Source organism: Microbacterium sp. P03, from assembly GCF_043556235.1.
Taxonomy (GTDB): Bacteria; Actinomycetota; Actinomycetes; order Actinomycetales; family Microbacteriaceae; genus Microbacterium.
Genome location: NZ_JBIGIM010000002.1, coordinates 416,370 through 440,844, shown reverse-complemented (window position 1 = coordinate 440,844; position 24,475 = coordinate 416,370). Strand labels below are relative to the sequence as shown.

At 69.3% G+C, this 24,475-nt stretch carries 22 protein-coding genes; 7 read left to right on the top strand and 15 right to left on the bottom strand.

Annotated elements, in window-relative coordinates:
- Positions 1-169 precede the first annotated feature (169 nt).
- The 3 genes from ACFXOO_RS09190 to ACFXOO_RS09180 all read right to left on the bottom strand — a co-directional run bounded on the left by ACFXOO_RS09190 (position 170) and on the right by ACFXOO_RS09180 (position 3,435).
- Positions 170-829, bottom strand: a complete 660-nt coding sequence (locus ACFXOO_RS09190) for a hypothetical protein (RefSeq protein ID WP_378840584.1) — start codon at positions 827-829, stop codon at positions 170-172.
- A gap of 120 nt (positions 830-949) precedes the next feature.
- Positions 950-3,229: a heavy metal translocating P-type ATPase gene (locus ACFXOO_RS09185; RefSeq protein ID WP_378840585.1), complete on the bottom strand. Its 2,280-nt coding sequence runs from the start codon at positions 3,227-3,229 to the stop codon at positions 950-952.
- Positions 3,226-3,435, bottom strand: a complete 210-nt coding sequence (locus tag ACFXOO_RS09180) for a heavy-metal-associated domain-containing protein (RefSeq protein ID WP_378840588.1) — start codon at positions 3,433-3,435, stop codon at positions 3,226-3,228. The genes ACFXOO_RS09185 and ACFXOO_RS09180 overlap by 4 nt, the downstream gene beginning before the upstream one ends.
- Before the next feature lie 131 nt (positions 3,436-3,566).
- Between ACFXOO_RS09180 and deoC the strand changes: the two genes are divergently transcribed.
- On the top strand, positions 3,567-4,283 hold the full coding sequence (gene deoC / locus ACFXOO_RS09175; RefSeq protein ID WP_378840591.1) for a deoxyribose-phosphate aldolase: 717 nt from the start codon (positions 3,567-3,569) through the stop codon (positions 4,281-4,283).
- A 16-nt stretch (positions 4,284-4,299) separates the two neighbouring features.
- On the opposite strand, the gene ACFXOO_RS09170 is transcribed toward deoC, so the two are convergent.
- The 5 genes from ACFXOO_RS09170 to ACFXOO_RS09150 are packed head-to-tail and all read right to left on the bottom strand — an operon-like array spanning position 4,300 to position 7,732.
- Complete coding sequence (locus tag ACFXOO_RS09170) at positions 4,300-5,271, bottom strand: bifunctional riboflavin kinase/FAD synthetase (protein WP_394563381.1); 972 nt, start codon at positions 5,269-5,271, stop codon at positions 4,300-4,302.
- Positions 5,268-5,714, bottom strand: coding sequence for a hypothetical protein (locus ACFXOO_RS09165; RefSeq protein WP_378840596.1), 447 nt, complete (start codon positions 5,712-5,714; stop codon positions 5,268-5,270). Before ACFXOO_RS09165 ends, ACFXOO_RS09170 begins: the two co-directional genes overlap by 4 nt.
- Before the next feature lie 58 nt (positions 5,715-5,772).
- On the bottom strand, positions 5,773-6,141 hold the full coding sequence (locus ACFXOO_RS09160) for a hypothetical protein (protein ID WP_378840598.1): 369 nt from the start codon (positions 6,139-6,141) through the stop codon (positions 5,773-5,775).
- Positions 6,138-7,046 carry a tRNA pseudouridine(55) synthase TruB gene (gene truB / locus ACFXOO_RS09155; RefSeq protein ID WP_378854092.1) on the bottom strand — a complete coding sequence of 303 codons (909 nt, stop codon included), beginning with the start codon at positions 7,044-7,046 and terminating at the stop codon, positions 6,138-6,140. The genes ACFXOO_RS09160 and truB overlap by 4 nt, the downstream gene beginning before the upstream one ends.
- Positions 7,046-7,732: a uridine kinase gene (locus ACFXOO_RS09150; RefSeq protein WP_378840603.1), complete on the bottom strand. Its 687-nt coding sequence runs from the start codon at positions 7,730-7,732 to the stop codon at positions 7,046-7,048. Before ACFXOO_RS09150 ends, truB begins: the two co-directional genes overlap by 1 nt.
- A gap of 141 nt (positions 7,733-7,873) precedes the next feature.
- Here ACFXOO_RS09150 and ACFXOO_RS09145 point away from each other — a divergent pair, with 141 nt between their 5' ends.
- Complete coding sequence (locus tag ACFXOO_RS09145) at positions 7,874-8,758, top strand: A/G-specific adenine glycosylase (protein WP_394563380.1); 885 nt, start codon at positions 7,874-7,876, stop codon at positions 8,756-8,758.
- A gap of 1 nt (position 8,759) precedes the next feature.
- Here ACFXOO_RS09145 and rbfA read toward each other — a convergent pair whose 3' ends face one another.
- The 5 genes from rbfA to ACFXOO_RS09120 form a co-directional block, all read right to left on the bottom strand.
- A complete protein-coding gene (gene rbfA, locus ACFXOO_RS09140; RefSeq protein ID WP_394563379.1) occupies positions 8,760-9,257 on the bottom strand; it encodes a 30S ribosome-binding factor RbfA in 498 nt (165 codons plus the stop codon).
- A gap of 95 nt (positions 9,258-9,352) precedes the next feature.
- Positions 9,353-12,142 carry a translation initiation factor IF-2 gene (gene infB / locus ACFXOO_RS09135; protein ID WP_394563406.1) on the bottom strand — a complete coding sequence of 930 codons (2,790 nt, stop codon included), beginning with the start codon at positions 12,140-12,142 and terminating at the stop codon, positions 9,353-9,355.
- 112 nt (positions 12,143-12,254) lie between these two features.
- Positions 12,255-12,506, bottom strand: coding sequence for a YlxR family protein (locus ACFXOO_RS09130; RefSeq protein ID WP_394563378.1), 252 nt, complete (start codon positions 12,504-12,506; stop codon positions 12,255-12,257).
- An 81-nt stretch (positions 12,507-12,587) separates the two neighbouring features.
- Entirely contained in the window at positions 12,588-13,577 is a 990-nt protein-coding gene (gene nusA, locus ACFXOO_RS09125; RefSeq protein WP_378840614.1) for a transcription termination factor NusA, read from the bottom strand.
- Between the two features lie 123 nt (positions 13,578-13,700).
- Positions 13,701-15,614: a lipase family protein gene (locus ACFXOO_RS09120; protein ID WP_394563377.1), complete on the bottom strand. Its 1,914-nt coding sequence runs from the start codon at positions 15,612-15,614 to the stop codon at positions 13,701-13,703.
- Positions 15,615-15,727: 113 nt separating this feature from the next.
- Between ACFXOO_RS09120 and ACFXOO_RS09115 the strand changes: the two genes are divergently transcribed.
- The 3 genes from ACFXOO_RS09115 to ACFXOO_RS09105 all read left to right on the top strand — a co-directional run bounded on the left by ACFXOO_RS09115 (position 15,728) and on the right by ACFXOO_RS09105 (position 19,341).
- The gene (locus ACFXOO_RS09115; protein ID WP_394563376.1) at positions 15,728-16,231 is read left to right on the top strand and encodes a pyridoxamine 5'-phosphate oxidase family protein; all 504 of its coding nucleotides are present in this window, start codon (positions 15,728-15,730) and stop codon (positions 16,229-16,231) included.
- Positions 16,232-16,451: 220 nt separating this feature from the next.
- Positions 16,452-18,809 (top strand): immune inhibitor A domain-containing protein, encoded by a 2,358-nt coding sequence (locus ACFXOO_RS09110; RefSeq protein WP_378840622.1) that lies wholly within the window; start codon positions 16,452-16,454, stop codon positions 18,807-18,809.
- A gap of 112 nt (positions 18,810-18,921) precedes the next feature.
- Complete coding sequence (locus tag ACFXOO_RS09105; RefSeq protein WP_394563375.1) at positions 18,922-19,341, top strand: hypothetical protein; 420 nt, start codon at positions 18,922-18,924, stop codon at positions 19,339-19,341.
- Between the two features lie 23 nt (positions 19,342-19,364).
- Here the strand turns inward: ACFXOO_RS09105 and ACFXOO_RS09100 are convergent, their stop codons facing one another.
- The gene (locus tag ACFXOO_RS09100; protein WP_378840627.1) at positions 19,365-21,131 is read right to left on the bottom strand and encodes a proline--tRNA ligase; all 1,767 of its coding nucleotides are present in this window, start codon (positions 21,129-21,131) and stop codon (positions 19,365-19,367) included.
- 94 nt (positions 21,132-21,225) lie between these two features.
- Here ACFXOO_RS09100 and ACFXOO_RS09095 point away from each other — a divergent pair, with 94 nt between their 5' ends.
- The gene (locus tag ACFXOO_RS09095; protein ID WP_394563374.1) at positions 21,226-22,692 is read left to right on the top strand and encodes an RNB domain-containing ribonuclease; all 1,467 of its coding nucleotides are present in this window, start codon (positions 21,226-21,228) and stop codon (positions 22,690-22,692) included.
- A 10-nt stretch (positions 22,693-22,702) separates the two neighbouring features.
- On the opposite strand, the gene ACFXOO_RS09090 is transcribed toward ACFXOO_RS09095, so the two are convergent.
- The gene (locus tag ACFXOO_RS09090) at positions 22,703-23,710 is read right to left on the bottom strand and encodes a 1-aminocyclopropane-1-carboxylate deaminase (RefSeq protein WP_378840631.1); all 1,008 of its coding nucleotides are present in this window, start codon (positions 23,708-23,710) and stop codon (positions 22,703-22,705) included.
- 111 nt (positions 23,711-23,821) lie between these two features.
- Here ACFXOO_RS09090 and ACFXOO_RS09085 point away from each other — a divergent pair, with 111 nt between their 5' ends.
- A complete protein-coding gene (locus ACFXOO_RS09085; protein WP_378840634.1) occupies positions 23,822-24,472 on the top strand; it encodes a GntR family transcriptional regulator in 651 nt (216 codons plus the stop codon).
- Positions 24,473-24,475: the final 3 nt, after the last annotated feature.

The following is a 24,475-nucleotide window of genomic DNA, read 5'->3' as shown; positions in this document are numbered from 1 at the left end:
ATCCGGGGTGGCCGGTAGACCGGTCGAACGCGGATCAGGTGTTCTCGATGCGATCCGCATGAACTCGCTTCAGCGAGGTGCGGTGTCGACGATGATTCCCCACGAGCAGTCTAGAGCATGGTCGGCGCGCCACAGCGGAACGGCGCAATCGCGTCGCCGAGCGCGAAGGTCATCCCCAGAGGCTCGTCACGATGTCTTCGGTGTACCCGGGGACCGCCGCATTCAGGCTCACCGTGGTCACCCACGCGTTGCCGCGGAAGAACTGGGTCTCGGTACGGACGGTCTCGGTGTCGTCCTGCGTGATCGATCGCTCCTCGAAGGTGCACAGGGTGCCCCCGGCCCCGGGCGCGCAGCTGAAGCCCGAGTTCTGCAGCGCCGACTGGATGGCCGCGGCCTGATCCCCGTCGATGATCGAGACGTTGGTCGACAGGCCGGTCTCGGACGGCACGCCCCACGTGCAGCGGATCGTCGGGACGCCCGAGTCCAGCACCTCGAGGGCTTCCACCGTCTGCGTCGAGTACATCGTCACGCCCGGGTCGCCGAGCGGCGGAATGGTCGCGTCGAGGGTCGCGCGCATCGCCGACGAGTAGAGCTGGTCGCACGAGGCCGGGAGTGCGATGTCTTCCGCGGCCGCCGTGGAGGTCGGCGATGTCGATGCGGACGGGCTCGGCGAAGCCGGCGCGGCGGTGCTCGAACTCGTCGACGGCGTGGAGGACGCGGCATTTGTGGGCGACGGCTCGGGCTGACAGCCGACGAGGGCGAGCATCAGCGTCGCACCCGCCGCTGCCAGGGTGAGGGCACGGACGTGGTGGCGGATGTGCGCGGGCATGTGATTCCTCCGTGCGAAGTCGGCCGGGTGCCGTTCAGGCGCTCGTCGAGACTACCGACGCTGCGGCCGCGCCCGCGGGCGGCGCGCGCCGCGGCGACCGTACCCGGCCGCCACGGCGCGTCAGCGGAAGCTGCGCAGCCGGAGGCTGTTGAGAACCACGAACACGCTCGAGAACGCCATGGCCGCACCTGCGATCATCGGGTTGAGCAGGCCGAGGGCCGCCAGCGGAAGCGCTGCGACGTTGTAGGCGAACGCCCAGAACAGATTGCCCCGGATGACGCCCATCGTCCGGCGGCTCAGGCGGATGGCGTCCACCGCGGCCGACAGCTCGGAGCGCACCAGGGTGATGTCGCTCGCGTGCATCGCGGCGTCGGTGCCGCCGCCCATCGCGATGCCGAGGTCGGACAGCGCGAGTGCGGCAGCGTCGTTCGCGCCGTCGCCGACCATCACCACACGCCGACCTTCCGCCCGCAGCCGTTCGATCTCGGCGGCCTTGCCTTCGGGGAGGACGTCTGCGATCACCGTGCCGATGCCGACCTCGGCGGCCACCGCCCGCGCGACGCCCTCGTGGTCGCCCGTGAGCAGGATGACCTCGAGCCCCTGCCGCCGGAGGGCCGCGACCGCCTCGCGACTGTCGCCGCGCACCGCATCGGCGACCTCGATCACCGCGCGTACCGCGCCGTCCCAGCCGAGCACGATGGTCGTCGACCGCTCCTGTCCGCGGCGGACCGCCTCGGCGAGCACGTCGCTCACCGCCGCGCCCTGCTCGACCGCGAACGACGGCCGGCCGACGAACACGCGCCGACCGGCGACCAGACCCGTCACGCCCCGCCCCGCGTGGTCGGCGAAATCCTCGACCGCGTCGACGCGCGCCGCGCCCTGGACGATCGCGCGGGCGACGGGGTGCTGAGAGGCGGCTTCGACGGATGCCGCGAGGACGAGCGCCCCCGCGGCGTCGAGTCCGTCGTCCGTCGTCACCGACGCCACCGTCATCCGCCCCGTCGTCACCGTGCCCGTCTTGTCGAGCACGACGGTGTCGACCCGATCGGCCGACTCCAGCGCCTCCGGTCCGGTGACCAGGATGCCGATCTCCGCCCCCCGGCCGGTTCCGACGAGGACGGCGATGGGCGTCGCCAGACCGAGCGCGCACGGACAGGCGATGATCAGCACCGCGACCGCGGCGACGAAGCCGGCCGACACGGGCTGGCCGGCCAGCACCCAGGCGAGGAAGGTGAGCACAGCGAGGGCGATGACGATCGGCACGAACACGGCCGAGATGCGGTCCGCCGCGCGCTGCACGCGGCTCTTGCCGGACTGGGCGTCCTCGACGAGCTGCGCCATGTGCGCGAGCCTCGTGTCGGCACCCACCGCGCCCGCCCGGACGACGAGGCGACCGTCGACGGCGATCGTGCCCCCGGTGACGGTCGACCCGGGCGCGACGTCCACGGGCACCGACTCACCGGTGAGCATGCTCTGATCGACCGCGGCGCGGCCGCCCTGCACCGTGCCGTCGGCGGCGATCTTCTCCCCCGGACGCACGACGAACAGGTCGCCGACCTGCAGATCGTCGATCGGGATGCGCACGCCGTTCTCGAGCTCGACGTCGTGGGCGCCCAACTGCAGCAGCGCCCGCAGAGCGCTGCCCGCGCGTCTCTTCGAGCGCTGCTCGATGAGCCGCCCCACCAGGAGGAAGACCGTGACGGCAGCGGCCACCTCGAAGTAGACGAGCGCGGTGGCGTCGTGCGAACGGCCGAACAGAGCGACGTCGTGCACCATGCCGATCTCGCCCGCTGACCCGAAGAACAGGGCCCACGCACTCCACAGGTAAGCCGCCATCGTTCCGAGGGTGATCAGGGTGTCCATCGTCATCGCGCCGTGGCGCGCGTTGGCGATCGTGGCACGGTGGAACGGCCAGCCTCCCCAGAGCACCACGGGTGTCGCGAGGGCGAACGACGCCCACTGCCACCCGGGGAACTGCCACGCGGGCACCATCCCCCACGCGACGACGGGAAGCGCGAGCAGAGCGCTCACGAGCACACGGGTGCGCAGCGGCGTCCCCCCGGGGGCATCCTCATGGGAGTGGTCGTGATCACCGACAGCATGCTCGGCAGCATCAGGGTGTCCGACGTCGACAGCGGCCGAGACCGCACGCCCCCGGCGCGGCGCGCGCAACGTCGCGTCGTACCCGGCTTCGCGGACGGCCGCGATCAGCCGCGAGGTCTCGACTTGCGCGGGGTAGGACACCTTCGCCGATTCCGTGGCGAGATTGACGGCGGCCGTGACGCCGCCCACCGCCTGCAGCCGCTTCTCGACGCGTGCCACGCAGCTCGCACAGGTCATCCCCTCGATCTCCAGGACCGCCTCGCGCCGGCCCGAGACGGGGGTGACGGGAGTGCTCACCGGCGTCCGACGAGTCGGTAGCCCGCCTCGTCCACCGCGGCCGCGATGACGTCGTCGTCATGGACGTCGGCCACGATCGCGACGGTTCCCCGGTCGACGTCGACCGCGACATCCTCGACGCCGTCGATGCTCTGCACTTCACGTGTCACGGCCGCGGCGCAGTGCGCGCACGTCATGCCTTCGACCTGGTAGACCTCGGTGCTCATGGTGATCCGACCTCTCCTGCGTATTGTCCTGCAGTGGAACCACCATACCCCCCCGGGGTATTCCCTCGTCCCGAAGAAGCTCCGATCGCGGGTTCATCCCCGGAGATCCTCTGCCTGCGTAGGCTGGAGGCATGCCTCAGCTCAGCGAAGCCGACCTCGCCGCCACCATCGATCACGCCATCCTCAAGCCGGAGCTCACCCGCGCCGACGTGGACGCCGAGCTCGACATCGCCCGCGAATGGAAGGTCTTCAGCGTCTGCGTCCGTCCCTCCGACATCGCCTACGCGGTGAAGCGCCTCGAGGGCTCGGGAGTGGCGGTCGGCACGGTGATCGGCTTCCCGCACGGCACGACGTCGACGGCCGCGAAGGTGGCCGAGACCGAACGGGCGCTCGCGGACGGTGCACGTGAGGTCGACATGGTCATCAACATCGGCTGGCTGCGTTCGGGGCTGGATGACGACGTCGTCGCGGACATCGCTGCCGTGACGAATGCTGCTGCCGGCCACGTTTCGAAGGTGATCCTCGAGACGGCATACCTCGACGACGAGCAGATCGCGCGCGGCAGCCGCCTGACCGAGGAGGGTGGCGCGACCTTCGTGAAGACCTCCACCGGCTTCGCGGGCGGCGGCGCGACGCTCGAGCACGTCCGGTTGATGCGCGCGAGCGTGGGCGCCGATGTGCAGGTGAAGGCCTCCGGGGGCGTCCGCAGCCTCCAGAATGCGCTCGACATGATCGACGCCGGCGCAACCCGACTGGGTACGAGCGGCAGTGCGACGATCCTGGGCGAACTGCGCGCCATCCTCGCCGGTGAGGGCGCGACCGGCGCGACGGACGACTCGTCCTACTGACCCCGGGCCGACTCGGTCAGCTGAGCGCCGCCCGCACCTGTCGCACGTCATCCGTCATCTGCACGATGAGCGGATCGATCCCCTCGAACGCGACCATTCCGCGGATGCGGTCGATGAACTGCACTTCGACGTGATGGCCGTAGAGGTCGATGTCGGTCTCGTCGAGGACGTACGCCTCGACCTGGCGCGTGGGGACATCGTCGAAGGTGGGGTTGGTGCCGACGCTGATGGCCGCGGGGTACCGGATGCTGCGCCGCGGCTCGACGGAGGTCGCCGTCTCGGGCTCCTCGTCGATCAGCCATCCGGCGTACACGCCGTCGGCGGGGACGAACCCCTCCAGATCGACGGAGAGGTTCGCGGTCGGGAAGCCGAGTTCGCGACCTCGCTTCAGCCCGTGCACCACCTCACCCCAGACCGACGCCGGACGTCCGAGCACCCTGCCCGCCGTGCGCACGTCTCCCTCTGCGAGCAGCTCGCGGATCCAGGTGGACGACACGCGACGGTCGTCGTGGATCGCGCGGACGTCCGGGATGACGTCCACGCGGAAGCCGTAATCGTCACCGAGGGACCGCAGCAGCTCCGAGTCTCCGGCACCCTTGTGCCCGAAGCGGAAGTCCTCGCCCACGAGGACCGTGTGCACACCCAGCGAGGCGACCAGGACGTGCTCCACGAACTCTCGCGCCGGAAGCGCGGCCAGCACCTCGTCGAACGTGAGCAGGAGCGTCGCGTCCACCCCGGCCTCGGCGAGGAACTGCAGCTTCTGCGTCACTCCGATCAGACTCGGCGGGCAGAGTTCAGGACGAAGGAGACTCAGCGGGTTGCGGTCGAAGGTCACCGCGACGACGCGTGAGTCGTGGGATGCGGCATCCACCCGTGCGCGATTGATGATGGCACGGTGGCCGGCATGCACCCCGTCGAATTTGCCGATCGTCACCACGGACGGCCCGAAGCCCTCGGGGACCTCCGTGGGGTCTCGGAAGACGATCATGACCGCGCCACCGCCGCAACCTGCGTCGTACCCGCGTCGATCGGCCGATGCGTGACGAGCCACCACAGCCCGAAGAACGGCAGCACGAGCGGGATGAACAGGTATCCCATCCCGAACCACGACCAGACGGTGGGGTGGGCGAACAGCTCGGGCAGCACCAGGCTCAGAGCGCCGATGACGAGCACCCCCGCGAGTTCGAACACGATCGCGACCCAGGCGATCGCGTACCAGCGGCGTGAGCGCGAGAAGATCAGCGCGAGAGTGGCGACGACGTAGACGACCGCCGACATCGCGGACAGCGTGTAGGCGAGCGGCGCTTCATCGTATTTCTCGATGAGCTGGACGAGCGAGCGACCGGTGGCGGCGAGCGCCATGATCGCGTAGACGACCACGAGCACACGTCCGATACCGGTCATGCGGCGAGAGGGGACGGCAGATGACATGACCTCACAATCCTAGAGCCGGCACGGTGTCGCGGCTGCGGCGGATGGAGGGTCACCCTCAGGCGATCTGGATGGTCCAGATCGTCTGCATCCGCCAGACCATGACGGCCACCGCGAGCGCGGCGATGCCCATGATGACCGTGCTCCACCTGCTGCGCTCCAGCAGCGCCCACGCGGCGCCCGCGGGAGGGAGGAGCGCGGCCGAGACGAGGTAGACCCAGAACTCCAGCAGACTCCCCGAGGGCGAGTTGCCGGCGAACGGCGCGATGACGGCGACCACGATCTGGGCGATGAGCAGCAACTCGAGCAGAGCGAGCGCCCCGACCGAGAGGTCGCTGGGCCGGCGCCCGGCGAGTCCGAGCACGACGCACAGGAGACCGCCGACGGTGGCGACGCCGACCTGCACGTACGTGAACCAGAGGATCATACGTACTTCCCCGTCGGCAGATTCATCTCACTCTTCACATCGCTCCCCCGCCGGTGGACGACGCCGATCATCACGCCGTCCGGATCGATCGCAGCCGCCCGCTTGCCGGCCATGCGGTCCGCGGCGCCGACCAGTCGCTTGCCTTGGCGCAGGTCGAGCGCCTCCGCCTGCGTCGCATCGAAACGACCGAGCAGAAGCGCACCGACATCGGCGGCCGTCTGCAGCGCGGCATCCGCGAGCTGATCGATGGATGCTGCGCCCTGAACCGGGAATGGACCGATGCGTGTTCTGCGCAGTGCCGTCAGGTGCCCGCCGACGCCGAGCGACCTTCCGAGGTCGCGCGCGAGTGCACGCACGTACGTGCCGCTCGAACAGTCAACGACCACGTCGAGATCGAATCCGTCGGACAGGTCGCGTCGAGCCAGCAGATCGAACCGCGACACCGAGACGTCCCGTGCCGTGAGCGAGACCTCGGCGCCCTCACGGGCGAGGTCGTAGGCACGCCGACCGTCGACCTTGATGGCCGACACGGTGCTCGGCACCTGGGAGATGTCACCGGCGAGCGGGGCCATGGCCTCGGCGATCGCCGGCGCATCGACGAGGGCGAGGGCTGCGGCATCCGCTCTCGATGTGACGGCACCGTCTGCGTCGTCCGTGTCGGTCGTCGACCCCAGCCGGATCGTGGCCTCGTACGTCTTGTCGAGACCGACGATGAATGTCAGCAGCCGTGTGGCCGGCCCGACGCCGAGGACGAGGAGGCCCGTGGCCATCGGATCGAGGGTGCCGGCGTGACCGATCTTGCGCGTGCCGAGCGCCTTGCGCGCGCGCGAGACGACATCGTGGCTGGTCATGCCGCCGGGCTTGTCGACGAGCAGGATCCCCGACGGCGCCGAGTCGTCCGCCATCAGCAGTAGTCCCCGAAGATGCGCACCGGGTGGGCGAGGTCGCTGTTCTCGACGATGGCGGATGCCGCGTACCTCGGCCTCGCCTCGCGGAGGTAGAGCTCCTGACCCTGACGGTAGCGGGCGTTGGACGGGGCGTCGGGGTCGGGATCGCTGCCGTCGCGCAGCGCCATCCGCGCGTAGGCGACGCGGAACGGCACCTCCAGCCAGAGCGACCAGTGCCACAGGCCTCGCAGCTCGGGGCGGAGGAGGAACACCCCGTCGACGATCAGAACGGCGTCGCGAGGGGCCGTCACCCACTGCGCCTCGACGGGCGCGTCGCGCGCGACGTCGAACGCGCTGAGCTGGAACCCCGTTGCCGCCGATGTCTGCGCACCGTCGAGGAACGGGTCGACCAGCACCCGGCGGAAGGTGCTGTAGTCGAACGAATCACGGTAGAAGCCGTCGGGCGACGTGCGTCCGCGCGCGTAGCGCTCGACCCGCGGCCGGTGGAAACCGTCGATGCTCGCGCGGAAGACCGCGGTGTCGGCTTCGGCGAAGGCCTCGGCCAGTCCGTCGGCGAAGGTGGTCTTGCCCGAGCCGTCCACGCCGTCGACGGCGACGATCACGCGGCCCCCGCGGTAGTGCTGGCGCACCTCATCGCGCAGCTCGCGCTGGAGGGTCGTGACAGGGGTGGTCGGCAGGCGCATGCTTCCAGCCTAGAGTCGCGGGCGCAGCGGATCGGCGCCCGGACGCTGCGCGGACCGCCGGCCGGCCCGCGTCGCCGGACGCCGGAGGTCCGTCGAGTGCCGCGATCGGAACCCGCGGGTCGTCGCCCTAGGCTGGCACGCATGCCCGACCTCGCCACCCCGCTCATCGCGTGGTACCGCGAGCATGCGCGCGACCTGCCCTGGCGTGCCGAGGGATTCGGGGCCTGGGGTGTACTCGTGAGCGAGTTCATGCTGCAGCAGACGCCGGTGACCCGCGTCATCCCCCACCTCGAAGCGTGGCTGACACGATGGCCGACGCCTGCGGCACTGGCCGCGGACGCCCCGGCCGAGGCCGTCCGTCAGTGGGCGAATCTGGGGTACCCGCGACGGGCGCTGTGGCTGCACCGCGCGGCGGTGCAGATCCAGGAACGCCACAACGGGGTCGTTCCCCGGGACGTGGATGACCTGCTGTCTCTCACCGGCATCGGCGACTACACGGCGCGGGCGGTGGCGGTCTTCGCCTACGGCGACAGGCACCCCGTGGTCGACACGAACACGCGGCGTGTGCTCGCGCGGGTGATCGACGGGGCCGGGCAACCCGGTCCGCCGTCGGCTCGCGACCTCGCGGCGATGGAGGCCGTCCTCCCGCAGGAGCGGGATGCTGCGGCCGTCACGAACGCCGCGGCGATGGAACTGGGTGCGACGGTCTGCGTCGCGCGTGCGCCACGCTGCCCGATCTGCCCGCTCGCGCACGTGTGCGCATGGCGCACTGCGGGCTATCCCGACACGGGCGACACGAGGCGTCGGCAGGCGCGCTACGAGGGCAGCGACCGCCAGGCACGGGGAGCAGTCCTCAGGGCGTTGCGGGATGCCTCATCATCGGCTCTTCCCCTCCAGGACATCCTCGTCGACTGGCCCGATGCCCGGCAGCGCGACCGCGCGATCGACTCGCTGGTGGCCGACGGATTGGCCGAGGCATCCGCCGGTCTTCTCGCTCTGCCCGGAGCGCTCGACGCCCGAGTCTGACTCAGACCGTCTTCTGCTCCGCGGCACCCTCGGAATCGTCGGCGTCGTCGACGTCGTCGACCTCGTCGGTCTGCTCGTCGAATTCGCGCGGCTTGACGTAGGGGTCGGGGTCGCCCGCGTAGGCGCCGGTGGCGGCGAGGGCGGCCACCGCCGCATCGCGCTCGCGCGCCTCCTGGAGAAGCGCCGCGATGTGGTCGGCGTTCTCGGGGATCGCGTCGAGGAAGAACTCGAGCGTCGGGGTGAGTCGCGTGTTGAGGTTCTTGCCCACCTCGGTCCGAAGGAGTCCGGTCGCCGACTTGAGGGCGGCGGCCGTGTCTGCCCGGAGCGCCTCATCGCCCATGACCGTGTAGAACACGGATGCGTGCTGCAGGTCGCCCGTCACCTTCACATCCGTGATGGTGACGAAGCCCAGACGCGGGTCGCGCAAGCCCTTCTCGAGCCGTTCGGCCAGCACCACGCGGATGCGGTCGGCCACACGGGCCTGTCGTTCGCCTGCCATGTCGTTCTCCTTCATTTCCTGCCAGAGGGTGATGCGTACGCAGGATGCCCCGCCCCGGTGAGGGCGGGGCATCCTGACGGGGTGACCGATGCGGATCAGCCGCGAGGCTTCTCGATCATCTCGGTCGTCTCGATCTCGTCGCCGATCTGGATGTCGTTGAACTTGCCGAGACCGATACCGGCCTCGAAGTCCGTCCGAACCTCGGTGACGTCGTCCTTGAAGCGACGCAGCGACTCGATGGCAAGACCATCGGCGATGACGACGCCATCGCGGATGACGCGGGCCTTCGCGTTGCGCGTGATCGTTCCAGAGCGGACGATGACACCGGCGATGTTGCCGAACTTGGAAGAGCGGAACACCTCGCGGATCTCGGCCACACCCGACTGGATCTCTTCGAACTCCGGCTTGAGCATGCCCTTGAGGGACTGCTCGACGTCGTCGATCGCGTTGTAGATGACCGAGTAGAACCGGATGTCGACGCCTTCGCGCGATGCACGCTCGCGGGCCTTGGCGTCGGGACGCACATTGAAGCCGATGATGATCGCGTTGTCGATCGTCGCCAGGTTCACATCCGACTCGGTCACCGCACCGACACCGCGGTGGATGATGCGCAGCTGCACCGAGTCGTCGACCTCGATCTTGAGAAGCGACTCCTCCAGTGCCTCGACGGCACCGGACACGTCGCCCTTGATGATGAGGTTGAGGGATTCGACCTTGCCCTCCTGCAGAGCACGGGTGAAGTCCTCGAGCGAGATGCGCTTGCGTGCCTTGGCCAGCTGGGCGTTGCGCTCGGCAGCCTCACGCTTCTCAGCGATCTGGCGGGCGAGACGGTCCTCGTCCGTGACGATGAAGGTGTCACCGGCGCGGGGCACCGAGTTGAGACCCTGCACCTGCACCGGGCGAGACGGGAACGCCTCGAGAACGGCGTCGCCGTTCTCGTCCGCCATGGCCCGCACGCGGCCGTAAGCCGTACCGGCCACGATCGCGTCGCCGACCCGGAGCGTTCCGGACTGGATGAGCACGGTCGCCACGGAGCCGCGGCCCTTGTCGAGCTTGGCTTCGATCGCGACACCACGGGCGGCCTTGTTCGGGTTCGCCGTGAGGTCGAGTCCGGCGTCCGCCGTGAGCAGCACCGCGTCCAGGAGCTCCTGGATGCCGACGTTGTTGCGGGCCGAGACATCGATGAACATCACGTCTCCGCCGTACTCCTCGGCGACTAGACCGTACTCGGTCAGCTGCTGGCGGACCTTCGCGGGATTCGCGTCGGGCTTGTCGATCTTGTTCACCGCGACCACGATCGGCACGTTCGCCGCCTGCGCATGGTTCAGCGCCTCGACCGTCTGAGGCATGATGCCGTCGTCGGCCGCGACCACCAGGATCGCGAGATCCGTCACCTGCGCACCACGCGCACGCATGGCGGTGAACGCCTCGTGACCCGGGGTGTCGATGAACGTGATCGCGCGCTCGATGCCGTCGTGCTCGGTCCACACCTGGTAGGCACCGATGTGCTGCGTGATGCCGCCGGCCTCGCCCGCGACCACGTTCGTCTGGCGGATGGCGTCGAGCAGCCGGGTCTTACCGTGGTCGACGTGACCCATGACGGTGACGACCGGAGGACGGATCTCGAGGTCTTCCTCGTTCTCGTTCTCCAGCTCCGCCTCGAGATCGAGACCGAAGCCCTCGAGGAGCTCCTTGTCTTCGTCCTCGGGCGAGACCATCTGGATCTTGTAGCCGAGCTCGACACCCAGCACCTCGAAGGTCGCCTCGTCGAGCGACTCCGTCGCGGTCGCCATCTCACCCAGGTTGAAGAGGATCGTGACGAGCGTGCCGGGCTGCACCGTATAGCCGGTGATGTTCTCGATCTTGTCGGCGAAGTCCGAGATGGATGCTCCGCGGCGCATACGGATGATCTCGCCGTTGCCGCGCGAGACGTTGATGCCACCTACGGTCGGGGCATCCCGCATCTCGAATTCCTGGCGCTTGGCACGACGCGACTTGCGCTGCTTCGACTTGCCGCCGCCTTTACCGAACGCACCGGCTGTGCCGCCACGACCGGGTCGGCTGCCGGGACCGCCGCCGCCGGGACGACCGGCGAAACCGCCGGCCGGTGCTCCACCGGGAGCGCCGCCGGGACGCTGGAAGCCGCCGGCGCCGCCGGGACGACCAGGACCACCGGAGCGCTGCTGGAACGGCGCACCACCGGGACGACCTGCACCGCCGGGACGACCGGGGCCGCCGGGACGCGGGGCGCCCGGACGGGGAGCGCCGGGACGCGGCGCCTGCGGACGCGGAATGTTTCCGGGGCTCGGACGCTGGCCCATGCCCTGCGTCGACGCGAACGGGTTGTTCCCCGGACGCGGACCCGCGGGACGCTGACCCATGCCCTGCGCCGACGCGAACGGGTTGTTGCCCGGACGTGGGGCGCCACCGGGACGGGGAGCGCCGGGAGCGGCACCACCCGGGGTGGGCGCCGAGGACGCCGGCGCGTCGGATGCCGCGGGCGCTGCCGGTGCCGGAGCGGACGGGGTTGCGGCGGCCGGAGCGGAAGGTGTCTCCGCGGCGGGCGCAGCGGGGGCCGCCGGCGCGGGGCGGGCCGGAGTGGCAGCGGCGGGCACGGGCACGGGTGCCGCGGGAGCCGCCGGACGGGCGGGACCGGGACGACCGGGCGTGCGGGTCGCGCCGGACGGTGCTGCTGCGGGCTTGGCCGCAGCAGGGGCGCCGGCAGGCGCGGCGGAGCCGGCCTCGGAGGCGAGCGCGGCGCGGAGCTTGCGGGCCACGGGAGGCTCGATGGTGGAAGAGGGACTCTTCACGAATTCGCCGAGCTCTTTGAGCTTCGCGAGGGCGACCTTGCTGTCGACTCCGAGCTCGGAGGCGATTTCATGCACACGGGGTTTGGCGTTAGCCACAATTCTCCTGTCTGGGATCCACCCAGGCAGGGCAGACCGTTAGTTGCGGACGGGACTCATTTCGAGCCGTTCACTTTGATTCCATAGCCGTTCAGCCGTTTCGCTGGAGGTGTTCGGTGAGGGTCTGCGAGTCAAGAGGACCTGACGCGCGCAATGCACGTACGAAGGCGCGGCGCCGGATGGCGGCATCCACGCATTCATCCGTCGGATGCACCCACGCGCCCCTCCCCGGCATCACCGCGCGCTCATCGGGGATGAGAGCGGAGTGGGTGGCCACCACCCTGAGAAGGGCGGACCGGGAGGCACGCGCACGACAACCGACGCACGTTCGTACGGGCTCCATGTTACACCTCCCCCTCGTGCACCGCCTGCGACATCGACCCCGTCGGTGTCGCAGGCGTCACGGCGACCGCGTTGCCGTCGTTCAGGCGTCCTCGAGGATGCTGTCGGGCTGGATGTCGATCTTCGCGCCGGTCAGCTTGGCGGCGAGACGGGCGTTCTGCCCTTCCTTGCCGATCGCCAGCGAGAGCTGGTAGTCGGGGACGAGCGCCCGCACCGCTTTGGAGGTCTGATCGAGGATGAAGCTCGACGTCACCTTCGCCGGCGACAGGGCGTTGGCCACGAACTTCGCCAGCTCGGGGTGGTAGTCGACGATGTCGATCTTCTCGCCGTTGAGCTCCTCGGTCACGGCGCGCACGCGGCGTCCGAGTTCTCCGATGCAGGCGCCCTTCGCGTTGATCGACGGATCGTTCGCCTTGACCGCGATCTTGGTGCGGTGGCCGGCTTCACGGGCGAGCGAGACGATCTCGACGAGGCCGGAGGCGATCTCCGGCACCTCAAGGGCGAACAGTTTGCGAACGAGACCGGGATGCGTCCGCGAGACCGTGATCTGCGGACCCTTGTTGCCCTTCGACACAGACGTCACATACACGCGGACACGGGCGCCGTGCGTGTACTTCTCGCCGGCGACCTGCTCCTCGGGAGGAAGGATGGCCTCGACCGTGCCGAGATCGACGTGCACCATGCGGGGGTTCGGTCCCTGCTGGATGACCCCGGCGACGATGTCGCCCTCTTTGCCCTTGAACTCGCCCAGGACGGCGTCGTCGGCGATGTCGCGCAGCCGCTGGCCGATGACCTGCTTCGCGGCGAAAGCGGCGATCCTGCCGAAGTCGTCCGGCGTGCTCTCCTCCTCGCCGATCACGAGGCCCTCTTCGTCGGTGAGAGGGATGAACACGGCGACATGGCCGGTCTTGCGATCCAGCTCTGCGCGTGCGCCGGCGGGCAGCTCGCCCGTGGGCGATGTGTGCTTCGCGTATGCCGTGAGGATCGCCTGCTCGATGATGCGGACGAGTTCCTCGAAGGGAATCTCCTTCTCGCGTTCAACCGTGCGCAGCAGTCCGAGATCGATGTCCATGATGGCCCTCCATATTCAGCTCTCGCCGTCGCGAACGTGCGCGACGACATCCCGCCTACATTACCGGATGCCGCGTCCGAACCGTCTGGGAAGCCCGAAGGAGCCGACGAGGTGGCCCCGGGCCTAGGGGCAATCGGAGGGCGCAGGCTCCTCGCCCTCGAAACGGGCGTCGGTCCAGGAGATCAGCTCCGGGAGGAGGCTCGACTTCGGAAGGATCGTCTGCAGATGCGTGTACCCCTTGATCGGGATCGCCTCGACCTCCTCACCCGCCGCGCACTGCGCCGCGACGAACTCCTCCTGCAGCTTGGGGGGCACGACTTCGTCGTCCGTGCCCCACGCCACCAGCAGGGGACCGGGGAGCGGTCCTGTGACCGCGTTCTCCTGCAGCCGCTTGCCGAGCGGACCGCCGATCAGCCCCACGGAGAAGAGCGGCCGATCCTCCGACACGCCGAGGGCCGACACCATTGACACGACCACGCCCGGTTCGCTGAGGCAGCGCTGCGTCATCTCGCGCACCAGCGTGCGCGCCTCGGGCGGCACGTAGTCGTTCACCTTCACGTCGGCGTACGTGTCGGCGTAGGGGACCAGCACCCAGGACGACAGCACGGACAGCTCGGCGCCCGCACTGCCGCGCAGCATCTCTTTGGCGAGCGCGTACGGATCGGCGACCGGCGCGATGGCGACCGTCCCGACCACACTCAGCATCGGGGCGTACTCCCCCGCGATCTGCGAGGTCCACAGACCGGCATGACCCCCTTGCGAGTGACCCCATACGACGGTCCGGGCGGACATCTCCACCCACTGGCTGGTCGACCTCGCCTCGAACTCCCGGGCGGCGAGCACGGCATCCAGTGACGAGCGAGCCTCACCCAGCCCGATCAGATACGGATAGTCCCCGGGGGCACCCTGGCCGGAATAGTCGGACGCCACCACGACCCAGCCTCGCGCCATCGCATCGTCCAACGCGGGGATCGCCCATTTCGTCGCCGACGCGTCACGCAGGCTCGGCGCGCACCCCTGGGCGACGCCGGTGGTGCCGTGATTCCAGATCACGACGGGGCTTGCGCCCTCGATCGGCTCGGTCGGTGTGATCACGAGCGCACTCGCGACCGCCGGGCGGCCGAGCGCGTCCTCGGTCGTGTACAGGATCCGGTGCACCCGCCCGTCCTTCGGCGCGCGTCCCGGGTAGTCGTCCGACCGGATGAGCTTGCCGTGCTCGGCCGGAACCGAGGAGGGCGGATTGTAGAAGGCGTCCACCACGGGGGCGCCGTCCTCGAGGTAGTCGTTCAGCGCCCAGCCGCCCGCCGCAGCCACCACCAGCACCAGGGACAGGGCGTACCGTCCGGCATCCGCCGATCGGCGCCTGCGCGCGTGGGTGCGGGCGACTCGGGCGGGGTCGGGTACCGCCTCGACGGCGGGGACGCGTCCGTCGGCTTCGTCGGTCGCTGCCTGCGCCGCCGTGTGGGCGGCGTCCTGGGCGAGCAGGCCCTGCACCGCTTGGACGAGCAGCGCGATACCGGACACGATCGTGCGGATACCGAAGACGACGGCCACCACGAGCACGGAGACGTCGGGCCACGTGAGCGCCAGGATGCCGAACACGACCTGCGCCCCGCCCCACGCCGCAGCCAGGACGCGTTCGCTGGCACGGCCGCGGACCACGGCGTCGCCGAGCGACGCGAGTCCGCCGACGAGGAGGAGGACGGCGAGCGCTGCGGGGAGGAGTTCGAGGCTGCGTCCCAGCCAGATCAGGACGGCCGCGCCGCCGACCATCCACAGGACGGCGAAGACCCGCGTCCACCAGCGCGGTCTCCGGTGCGTCGCGATCAGGTCGAAGATGCCCGAGATGATGGCGCTGAGTCCGACGTACACGCCCAGGAGGAGAAGCGATGTCAGCGGCCGCGTGACGATGAGAAGACCGAGGATGACGACAGCCAGTCCGACGACGAGCACGACCCTCGGCGGCGCACGGACGATCATGCGTGGGAGAGCGCTCCAGGGCATGGAGCGCCCGCGCTCATCGAGTCCCCCGGCCACCGGCCCATGATAAGTCGGCCGTATCTGCGTGATCTCTGCGAGGAACAGCTAGAACGCGGCATCCGACCTGTCAATCCCTTGTCGCGGAAGAACCCCGGCGACAGGCTCGGATCATGACTGAACTGACAGGACCCGAGGCCATCGCCCGCGTCAAGGATCTGGTGGAAGACATCGACTTCACGATGCTGACGACACGAGACGACGCCGGCAATCTGGTGAGCAGACCGATGAGCACGAGGCAGATGGACGACAACGGCGACATCTGGTTCTTCACCTCGGATGACTCCAAGAAGGTCGACGAGGCCGAGGCCCACCACGAGGTCGGACTGTCGTACTGCGATGCGAAGGGCATGCGCTACGTGTCGGTCGCGGGACGGGCGAGCGTGGTCCACGATGCGGACAAGATGAAGGAGCTGTACTCGCCGTCGCTCGACATCTGGTTCGAGGAGGGACTGGACACCCCCGACATCGCGCTCCTGAAGGTCACTCCGGTCGAAACGGAGTTCTGGGAGCCCGCGAAGGGGAAGATCGCGATGGCCGCGGGGATGCTGAAGGCCTTCGTGAGCAAGGACACCCCCGACGACGACATCATGAACCACGGGCGGATCACCCACTGATCCGCGGGAGTTGCGAGGTCCGTATCGCAGGCGGACCTTCTCGGCAAGGTCTTGTCGAACTCTCGGCCCATTCATAGACTCCCCAGAGCGCCGAACCGGCGCGCGCAATACGAACGAGAGTCTGAGGCACCCCTCCGCGCACGTGCGGCCCGGTGATTGCGCTCTTGACGTCCCGCCGCCGACCTCAGCGACGACGGCACCCTCACAAATGGAGTCATTCGTGCGAAAACTGCTCGTCAGCGTCGTCTGTGCGGCGCTCGTGGGTGCCGGCCTCACCGCCGCCGGTCCCGCATTCGCCGCCCCCGCGGCCGTCCCTCCCGCAGCGGAGTCCGTCCCCACGGACAACCTGCCCAACCCGCTCGACGAGAAACGGTCTGCTCTGCGCGAGCAGGCGATCACGTCGGTCCTGAACGGGGAGGCGACGCCCGAGCAGCGCGGCTCCAGCACCGTGGTGAACCTCGGCAACGGCTCAGACGCCGGAGCCGCCCCGGGCGGGAACGCCGAGAGCCGACGGGGATTCTTCGACTTCAAGCCCCGTAAGGATCAGTACGTCGAACTCTCCCGTGAGACGACCGACCGCGTGTTCGTGATCCTCGCGGAGTTCGGCGATGAGAAGCTCGCCAACATCCCGTCGGCGGAGGATGCGCAGCGCACCGAAGGTCCCCTGCGCAACCAGATCCCGGAGCCGAACCGCGCGGTCGACAACAGCACGGTGTGGCAGGCCGACTATTCGCAGTCGCACTTCCAGGACCTCTACTTCGGTGAGGACGAGTCGCTGCGCACGTACTACGAGTCGCAGTCCTCGGGTCGCTACAGCCTGAACGGCGAAGTGACCGACTGGGTGAAGGTTCCGTACACCCAGGGGCGCTACGGCACCAACCTGTGCGGCAGCAACGTCTGCAGCACGGTGTGGAACCTCGTCCGGGACGCAGCGAACGTCTGGTACCAGGACCAGCTCGCGCAGGGCCGGTCTGAGACGGAAGTCAACGCCGATCTCGCGTCCTTCGACCAGTGGGATCGCTACGACTTCGACGGCGACGGCGAGTTCAACGAGCCCGACGGCTACATCGACCACTTCCAGATCGTGCACGCCGGGGGTGACGAGGCCGACGGTGACCCCATCTACGGCAGCGACGCCATCTGGAGTCACCGCTGGTACGCCTTCTCGAACGACCAGGGCGCGACCGGGCCGGGCGAGAACCCCCTCGGCGGAACGCAGATCGGTTCGTCGGACGTCTGGATCGGCGACTACACGATCCAGCCGGAGAACGGCGGCCGGAGCGTCTTCTACCACGAGTACGGGCACGACCTCGGGCTGCCCGACGACTACAACGTCGAATCGGGCGGCGACAACAACAACGAGCACTGGACGCTCATGGCGCAGAGCCGACTCGGCGCGAAGAGCGACCAGGGGATCGGCGAGCGCGGCGGAGACCTCGGCGCGTGGAACAAGCTCCAGCTCGGGTGGCTCGACTACCAGTCGGTGACGGCGGGCGAACGGAAGATCGTTCGACTCGGCCCGGCGGAGTACAACTCCAAGAAGAAGCAGGCGATCATCGTCACGCTCCCGAAGAAGGACGTCGCCACACCTCTCGGCGACCCGTTCAGCGGAGCGCACCAGTGGTACAGCGGAGACGAAGCCGATCTGAGCAACACCCTGACACGATCGGTGACGCTCCCGGTGGGAGCTCCTCAGCTCACGTTCCAGGCCCGTTGGGATATCGAGGACTGCGGTCCGGACGCCTGCGACTACGCGTTCGTCGAGGTGGATGCGGGCTCCGGCTTCGTCGCCATCCCCGGCAGCATCACGAACGACGACGGTGGCAACGGCATCGACGGCACGCAGGCGGACTGGACGGCAGCATCGTTCGATCTGAGTGCGTACGCGGGTCAGACGGTCGATCTCCGATTCCGCTACTCCACCGACCCCGCTGTCGGAGGGAACGACCCCGAGGTGCCGAACGGCCTGTTCGTCGATGACATCGCGATCGCCGGAGTCTTCACGGACGACGCCGAGTCGGGCGACAACGGCTGGACGGCGGACGGGTTCGCGAACGTCGGCTCTTCCTCGACGGCGCAGTACGACAACTACTACATCGCCGCCAACCGGTCGTACGTCTCCTACGACAAGTACCTGAAGACGGGTCCCTACTTCTTCGGATACGCGTCGACGAAGCCGGACTTCGTGGACCACTATCCCTACCAGCAGGGTCTGCTCATCTCGTACTGGGACACGTCCTATGCGGACAACGACACCTTCGTGCACCCCGGCAGCGGACGCAACCTCTACATCGACGCGCACCCCAAGCCGCTGAAGGACGTCAACGGCAATCTGTGGCGCGCGCGCGTGCAGGTGTACGACGCGCCGTTCGGGTTCAAGCTGACCGACACGCTGAACCTGCATGTGGACGGCAAGAAGAGCACGGTACGCAGCCAGCTGCCGTCTCCGCTGTTCGATGACCGCAAGAAGTACTGGTACGAGGAGCTGCCGAACCACGGCGTCAAACTGCCCGCCGTGGGCGTGCGGATGCTCGTCCTGCAGCAGAACGGGACGTCGATGACCGTCGGACTGTTCTGATCCACACCCATCTGTGCGGCGCCCGGGAGTCCGACTCCCGGGCGCTGCACGGTTTCGGGGCGCAGGATGGTCCATCCGCCGGGTCTTCTCGGAGCCCCACGAAGGAGTCATCATGCGCGTGTCGTTGAGAATCGCTGTCGCCGTGCTCGCCACGGGGAGCCTGGCCGCCACCGTCACGGGGTGCGCCGCAGGTCAGGGCTCCGGCTCGTCGGGCCCCACCGGTCCGTCCGGGTCGTCCACTCCGATGTCGTCGAGCGAGCTCCCCACCACGCCACGACCCACCGGTCCGCCGAGCGGTCCGTCCGATGCCAAGGCAGCCGGCACCGTCGCCGGTCGGGTGTCGGCGACCAGCGACGGCTGCCATGACGTCGTCACCGACGACGGCACGACGTGGTCACTCATCGGCCCGGTCGACCAGGAGGTCGCGGTGGGCGACTCCGTCCTGGTCAAGATCGAAACGGCCTCTCCCGGGGACGCCTCCTGCGGCACCGGCACGCCCGCTCGCATCGTGAGCCTGCAGATCGTCCGCTGACCCGAACCCGGACCGGGTCAGGGTCAGGCGCGAAGCCGTCCCACGGCCTCGACCGCCGGCACGACTTCCCGGTCGCCGGTGCGACGGTCCCACAGCTCGACCTGCCCGTCGACGGCCCCGCGACCCACGATGATGATCTGCGGCACGCCGATGAGCTCGGCGTCGCCGAACTTCACACCGGGTGAGACCTTCGCCCGATCGTCGTAGAGCACGTCGAATCCGGATGCCTCGAGATCGGCCGACAGCGACTCGGCGAGCTCGAAAGCCGCTGCATCCCGGCCCGTCGCCACGACGTGCACGTCGAACGGGGACACGGACTCGGGCCAGATGAGGCCCTTGTCGTCGTTGTTGAGCTCGGCGATGATCGCAAGGATGCGCGTCACCCCGATTCCGTAAGAACCCATGGTGACGGTGACGAGCTTGCCGTTCTCGTCGAGCACCTTGAGCCCCAGCGTCTCGGCGAAGAAGCGTCCGAGCTGGAACACGTGACCGATCTCCATGCCGCGGGCGAGCTCGATCGGGCCGGAGCCGTCGGGAGCGGGGTCTCCCGCCCGAACGGTCGAGACCTCGACGAACCCGTCGCCGGTGAAATCGCGGCCGGCGACCAGCGTGTGGACGTGCTTCTGGTCGATGTTCGCCCCGGTGATCCAGCTGGTCCCCTCGACCACCCGAGGGTCGAGCACGTAGCGGATGCCGGTGGCCGACTCCTCGCCGAGGATCGCGCCGGTCTCCGACCAGGGTCCGATGTACCCCTTCACGAGCAGCGGATGGCGCTCGAAGTCATCCGCCGTGGCGGCTTCGACGGCAGCGGGCGCGAAGGCGACCTCCACGCGCTTGTCGTCGACGTCGCGGTCGCCGGGAAGCCCGACCACGACGAGTTCGCGAGTGCCGTCGAGGTGGGTGAGCGCGAGGACCACGTTCTTCAGGGTGTGCGCGGCCGTCCACTCCCCCTCCGCGGGCGCGTCGAGGTTCGCGTTGGCGTGGTCGACGAGCGTCTGGATCGTCGGCGTGTTCGGCGAATCGAAGATGACCGGCTCGGCGAGGTCGTCGAACGGGAGCGCGTCCGGCACCACCGTGGTGAACGCCTCGACATTGGCCGCGTACCCGCCGGCCGTCCGCACGAAGGTGTCCTCGCCGATCGGGGTGGGGTGCAGGAACTCCTCGCTGCGCGCCCCGCCCATCAAGCCGTTGTCGGCGGCGACGATGACGTACTCCAGTCCGAGGCGCGTGAAGATGCGCTCGTACGCGTCGCGCTGACGCTGGTACGAGGCATCCAATCCCGCGTCCGTGTAATCGAACGAGTAGGCGTCCTTCATCGTGAACTCGCGCCCGCGCAGGAGGCCCGCGCGAGGTCGCGCCTCATCGCGGTACTTGTCCTGGATCTGATAGATCGCCAGCGGCAGATCCTTGTACGACGAGTACAGGTCCTTCACCAGCAGCGTGAAGAGCTCTTCGTGGGTGGGCGCCAGCAGGTAATCGGCGTCGTTGCGATCCTTGAGCCGGAAGATGCCGTTCCCGTAGGTCTCCCAGCGGCCGGACTGCTCGTACGGGTCGCGGGGCACGAGCGCCGGGAAATGCACCTCGTAGGCGCCGGCGGCAGTCATCTCGTCGCGGATGATGCCCTCGATCTTCGCCTTGACCTTCAGGCCGAGCGGCAGCCACGCGAAGATCCCGGGCGCGGTACGACGGATGTAACCGGCGCGCACCAGCAGGCGATGACTCGCCACCTCCGCGTCGGAGGGGTTTTCGCGGAGCGTGCGCAGGAAGTAGTGCGAGAGACGGGTGACCACGAGCACCAAGTCTAGGCGGGCGGATACCGCGGCCAGGCGCGTCGCGAGGGTGCTCATCCGCCCACGTCGGCAAGCGTGTCCCTACACTGACCACGTGCCCGCCCGTCGTTCCCGCCTCGTCTCCGCCGCGGCGGCGGGCGAATTGGCCGCCGCTCTCGCCGCCCTGCCCGCCGAGCTCGACCTGCCGGGCGCGTTCTCACCTGATGTCCTCGCCGAGGCGCAGGACGCGGCGTCGTCGGTCCCCGACGACCCGGCCGGCGCCGAGGTGGAGGATCTGCGCGACATCGAGTTCCTCACGATCGACCCCGAGGGATCGCAGGACCTCGATCAGGCGCTGCATCTGTCACGCTCGGCGACCGGAGCCGCGCTGCACTATGCGATCGCCGACGTCCCCGCTTTCGTGGCGCCCGGCGGAGCGATCGACGCAGAGGCGCGCCGGCGCGGCCAGACGATCTACACGGCCGGCGGCCGGATCCCGCTGCATCCGCCCCGGATCAGCGAGGACGCGGCCTCGCTCCTCCCCGATCGGGACCGCCGAGCCTTCGTCTGGCGTCTCGTGCTCGACGACGGCGCGCGCCCGACGGAGGTCACGGTGCGCCGCGCCGTCGTCCGCTCGCGTCGGCAATGGAGCTACGCCGAGGCTCAGCGCGCCATCGACGACGGAACGGGGCCCGAGTCCCTTCTGGCCCTCGCCTGGTTCGGCCCCCTGCGGGCCGCGCGCGAACGCGAGCGCGGAGGCGCCAGTCTGAACGTTCCCGACGTGGAGATCATCGCCGACCAGGACGGCTACCGTCTCGAACGGCGGGCGCCGCTGCCGGTGGAGGACTGGAACGCGCAGGTCTCGCTGCTGACCGGCATGGCTGCCGCTCGCATCATGCTCGACGGTGGCATCGGCATCCTGCGCACGATGCCGCAGGCCGCCGCCGCAGATGTCGAGGTGTTTCGAACCCGGGCAGCGGCGCTCGGCCTGCCCTGGCCCGCGGAGGTGGGATACGGCGACTACCTCCGGGGGCTCGACCGCGACGACCCCGCGGCGCTCGCGGTCGCAGACGCGGCCGCCTCCCTCTTCCGAGGAGCCGGATACGCGGCCTTCGACGGCACGCCGCCCGCCGACGCGACGCAGGCCGCCATCGGCGCTCCCTACGCGCACACCACCGCGCCGCTGCGACGGTTGGTCGACCGCTGGTCCCTCGTCATCTGCGAGGCACTGGCCAACGGGCGAGAAGTGCCCGAATGGGCGCGCACGAGCCTGGACGAGCTGCCGAAGATCATGGGTCGCACCGGACAGCTGGCCGGACGCGCGGATGCCGCGTCGGTCGACCGCGTCGAGGCGGCTCTGCTGACAGGACGAGAGGGCACCGTGTTCACCGGCACGGTCCTCGGAAGACGGGGCGACGGGGCACGGGTGCAGTTGAACGGACCGGCGGTGACCATTTCGGTGGCGGGGCTGGGGGCCGAACCCGGGTCGACGGTGCGTCTGCGCCTGCAGCGCGTCGACATCGCGACCGGCACGATCGACTTCGCCGCTCTCGACGCGCCGGGCGGCACCGACGGTCGATGAGCGGACGCGGTCAGCGGAACAGTCCGCTGTAGGCGTTGAGCGCGAGCTGCCCGCCGAGGTGGGCGTACAGGACGTTGCTCGTCGCGGGGATCTCCTTCGATGCCACGAGATCGATGAGTCCCGCGAGCGACTTGCCCTCGTAGACGGGATCGGTGATCATCGCCTCGAGCGAGCCACCCAGCCGGATGGCATCCAGCGTCGAGTCGACCGGGATGCCGTAGAGGTCGCCCGCCCAGCCTTCGAGGATCGTGATCTCGTCATCGCGCAGGTCCCGCCCGAGCCCGATCAGCTCGGCTGTGTTCCGAGCGATGCGCTCGACCTGATCGCGCGTCTTCTGCAGGGTGGCGGATGCATCGATCCCGATCACGCGCCGAGGGCGCTCCTGCCCCGCGAAGCCCGCGATCATGCCCGCGTGCGTCGAACCGGTCACGGTGCAGACGATGATCGTGTCGAAGAAGACGCCGAGCTCGCGTTCCTGCTGCTCCACCTCGTAGGCCCAGTTCGCGAACCCCAGCCCACCGAGTCGATGGTCGGAGGCCCCCGCCGGGATCGCGTAGGGAGTACCGCCCTCGGACACCACTTCGTCGATCGCGGCCTGCCAGCTGGAGCGGATGCCGATGTCGAAGCCCGCCGAGTCGAGCGTGACCTTCGCGCCCATGATGCGGGACAGCTGGATGTTGCCGACGCGATCGCTCAGCGGATCGGGCCACTCGACCCAGTTCTCCTGCACGAGCCGCGCCTTGAGCCCCAGCTTCGCCGCCACGGCGGCCACCTGGCGGGTGTGGTTCGACTGGTAGCCGCCGATCGAGACGAGGGTGTCCGCGCCCTGGGCGAGCGCCTCGGGGATCAGGTATTCGAGCTTGCGTGTCTTGTTGCCCCCGAATGCGAGACCGCTGTTGACGTCCTCCCGCTTCGCCCACACCTGGGCTCCGCCGAGGTGCTGCGTGAGGCGGGGCAGATGGTGGATCGGACTCGGTCCGAAAGTCAGCGGGTAGCGCTCGAAATCTGAGAGGGGCATGTCGCGTTCCTTCGGGTCGGGTGTCCTCACCGTAGCGCAGTATTTTGGATATTGCATACGAGATGGCGTATGCCGCGTAGAGTCGACTCCACCGTCACGAGGAGTCGATGCATGCCCATTCCGGCCGACAGCCGCATCCGCACGCGCGAGCTGCTGCGCGACAACGTCTACGTCTCGCTCCGTGACGCGATCGTGGACGGCACGCTCGCGCCCGGCGAGCGTCTGCGCGATGCCGAGATCGAGTCGTGGCTGGGGGTCAGCCGCACGCCCATTCGCGAGGCGCTCCTGCGCCTCGAGCGCGCCGGGCTCGTCGTCGCCCACCCGGGGCGGTCTACGATCGTCGCCCCGTTCGATGCAGCCTCGACGCTCAGCGCACAGCAGGTCGCGGCATCCATGCACGAACTCGCCGCCCGCCTCGCTGTGCCCCGCCTCACCGACGCGCTCCTCGACCAGATGGACCACGCGAATGCCGCGTTCGAGCGCGCGATCTCTGCCGGCGAGATCGAGGACGCCCTGCGCGAGGACGATCGCTTCCATGACGTGCTCGTCGTCGCCAGCGGCAATCCGATGATCGCCGAGGTGCTGGAGATCACCACTCCCCTGCTGCGGCGGGTGGAGCGACAGCGCTTCGGTTCGTTCGCGGCGCGGGATTCGGTTGCGCAGCACGGGGAGATCCTCGCCGCGGCGCGCGCAGGCGACGCGGAGGCGACGGCCGGCCTCTGCCGCGAGAACTGGCTCTCACTCAGTTACGCGCTCGACTGACTC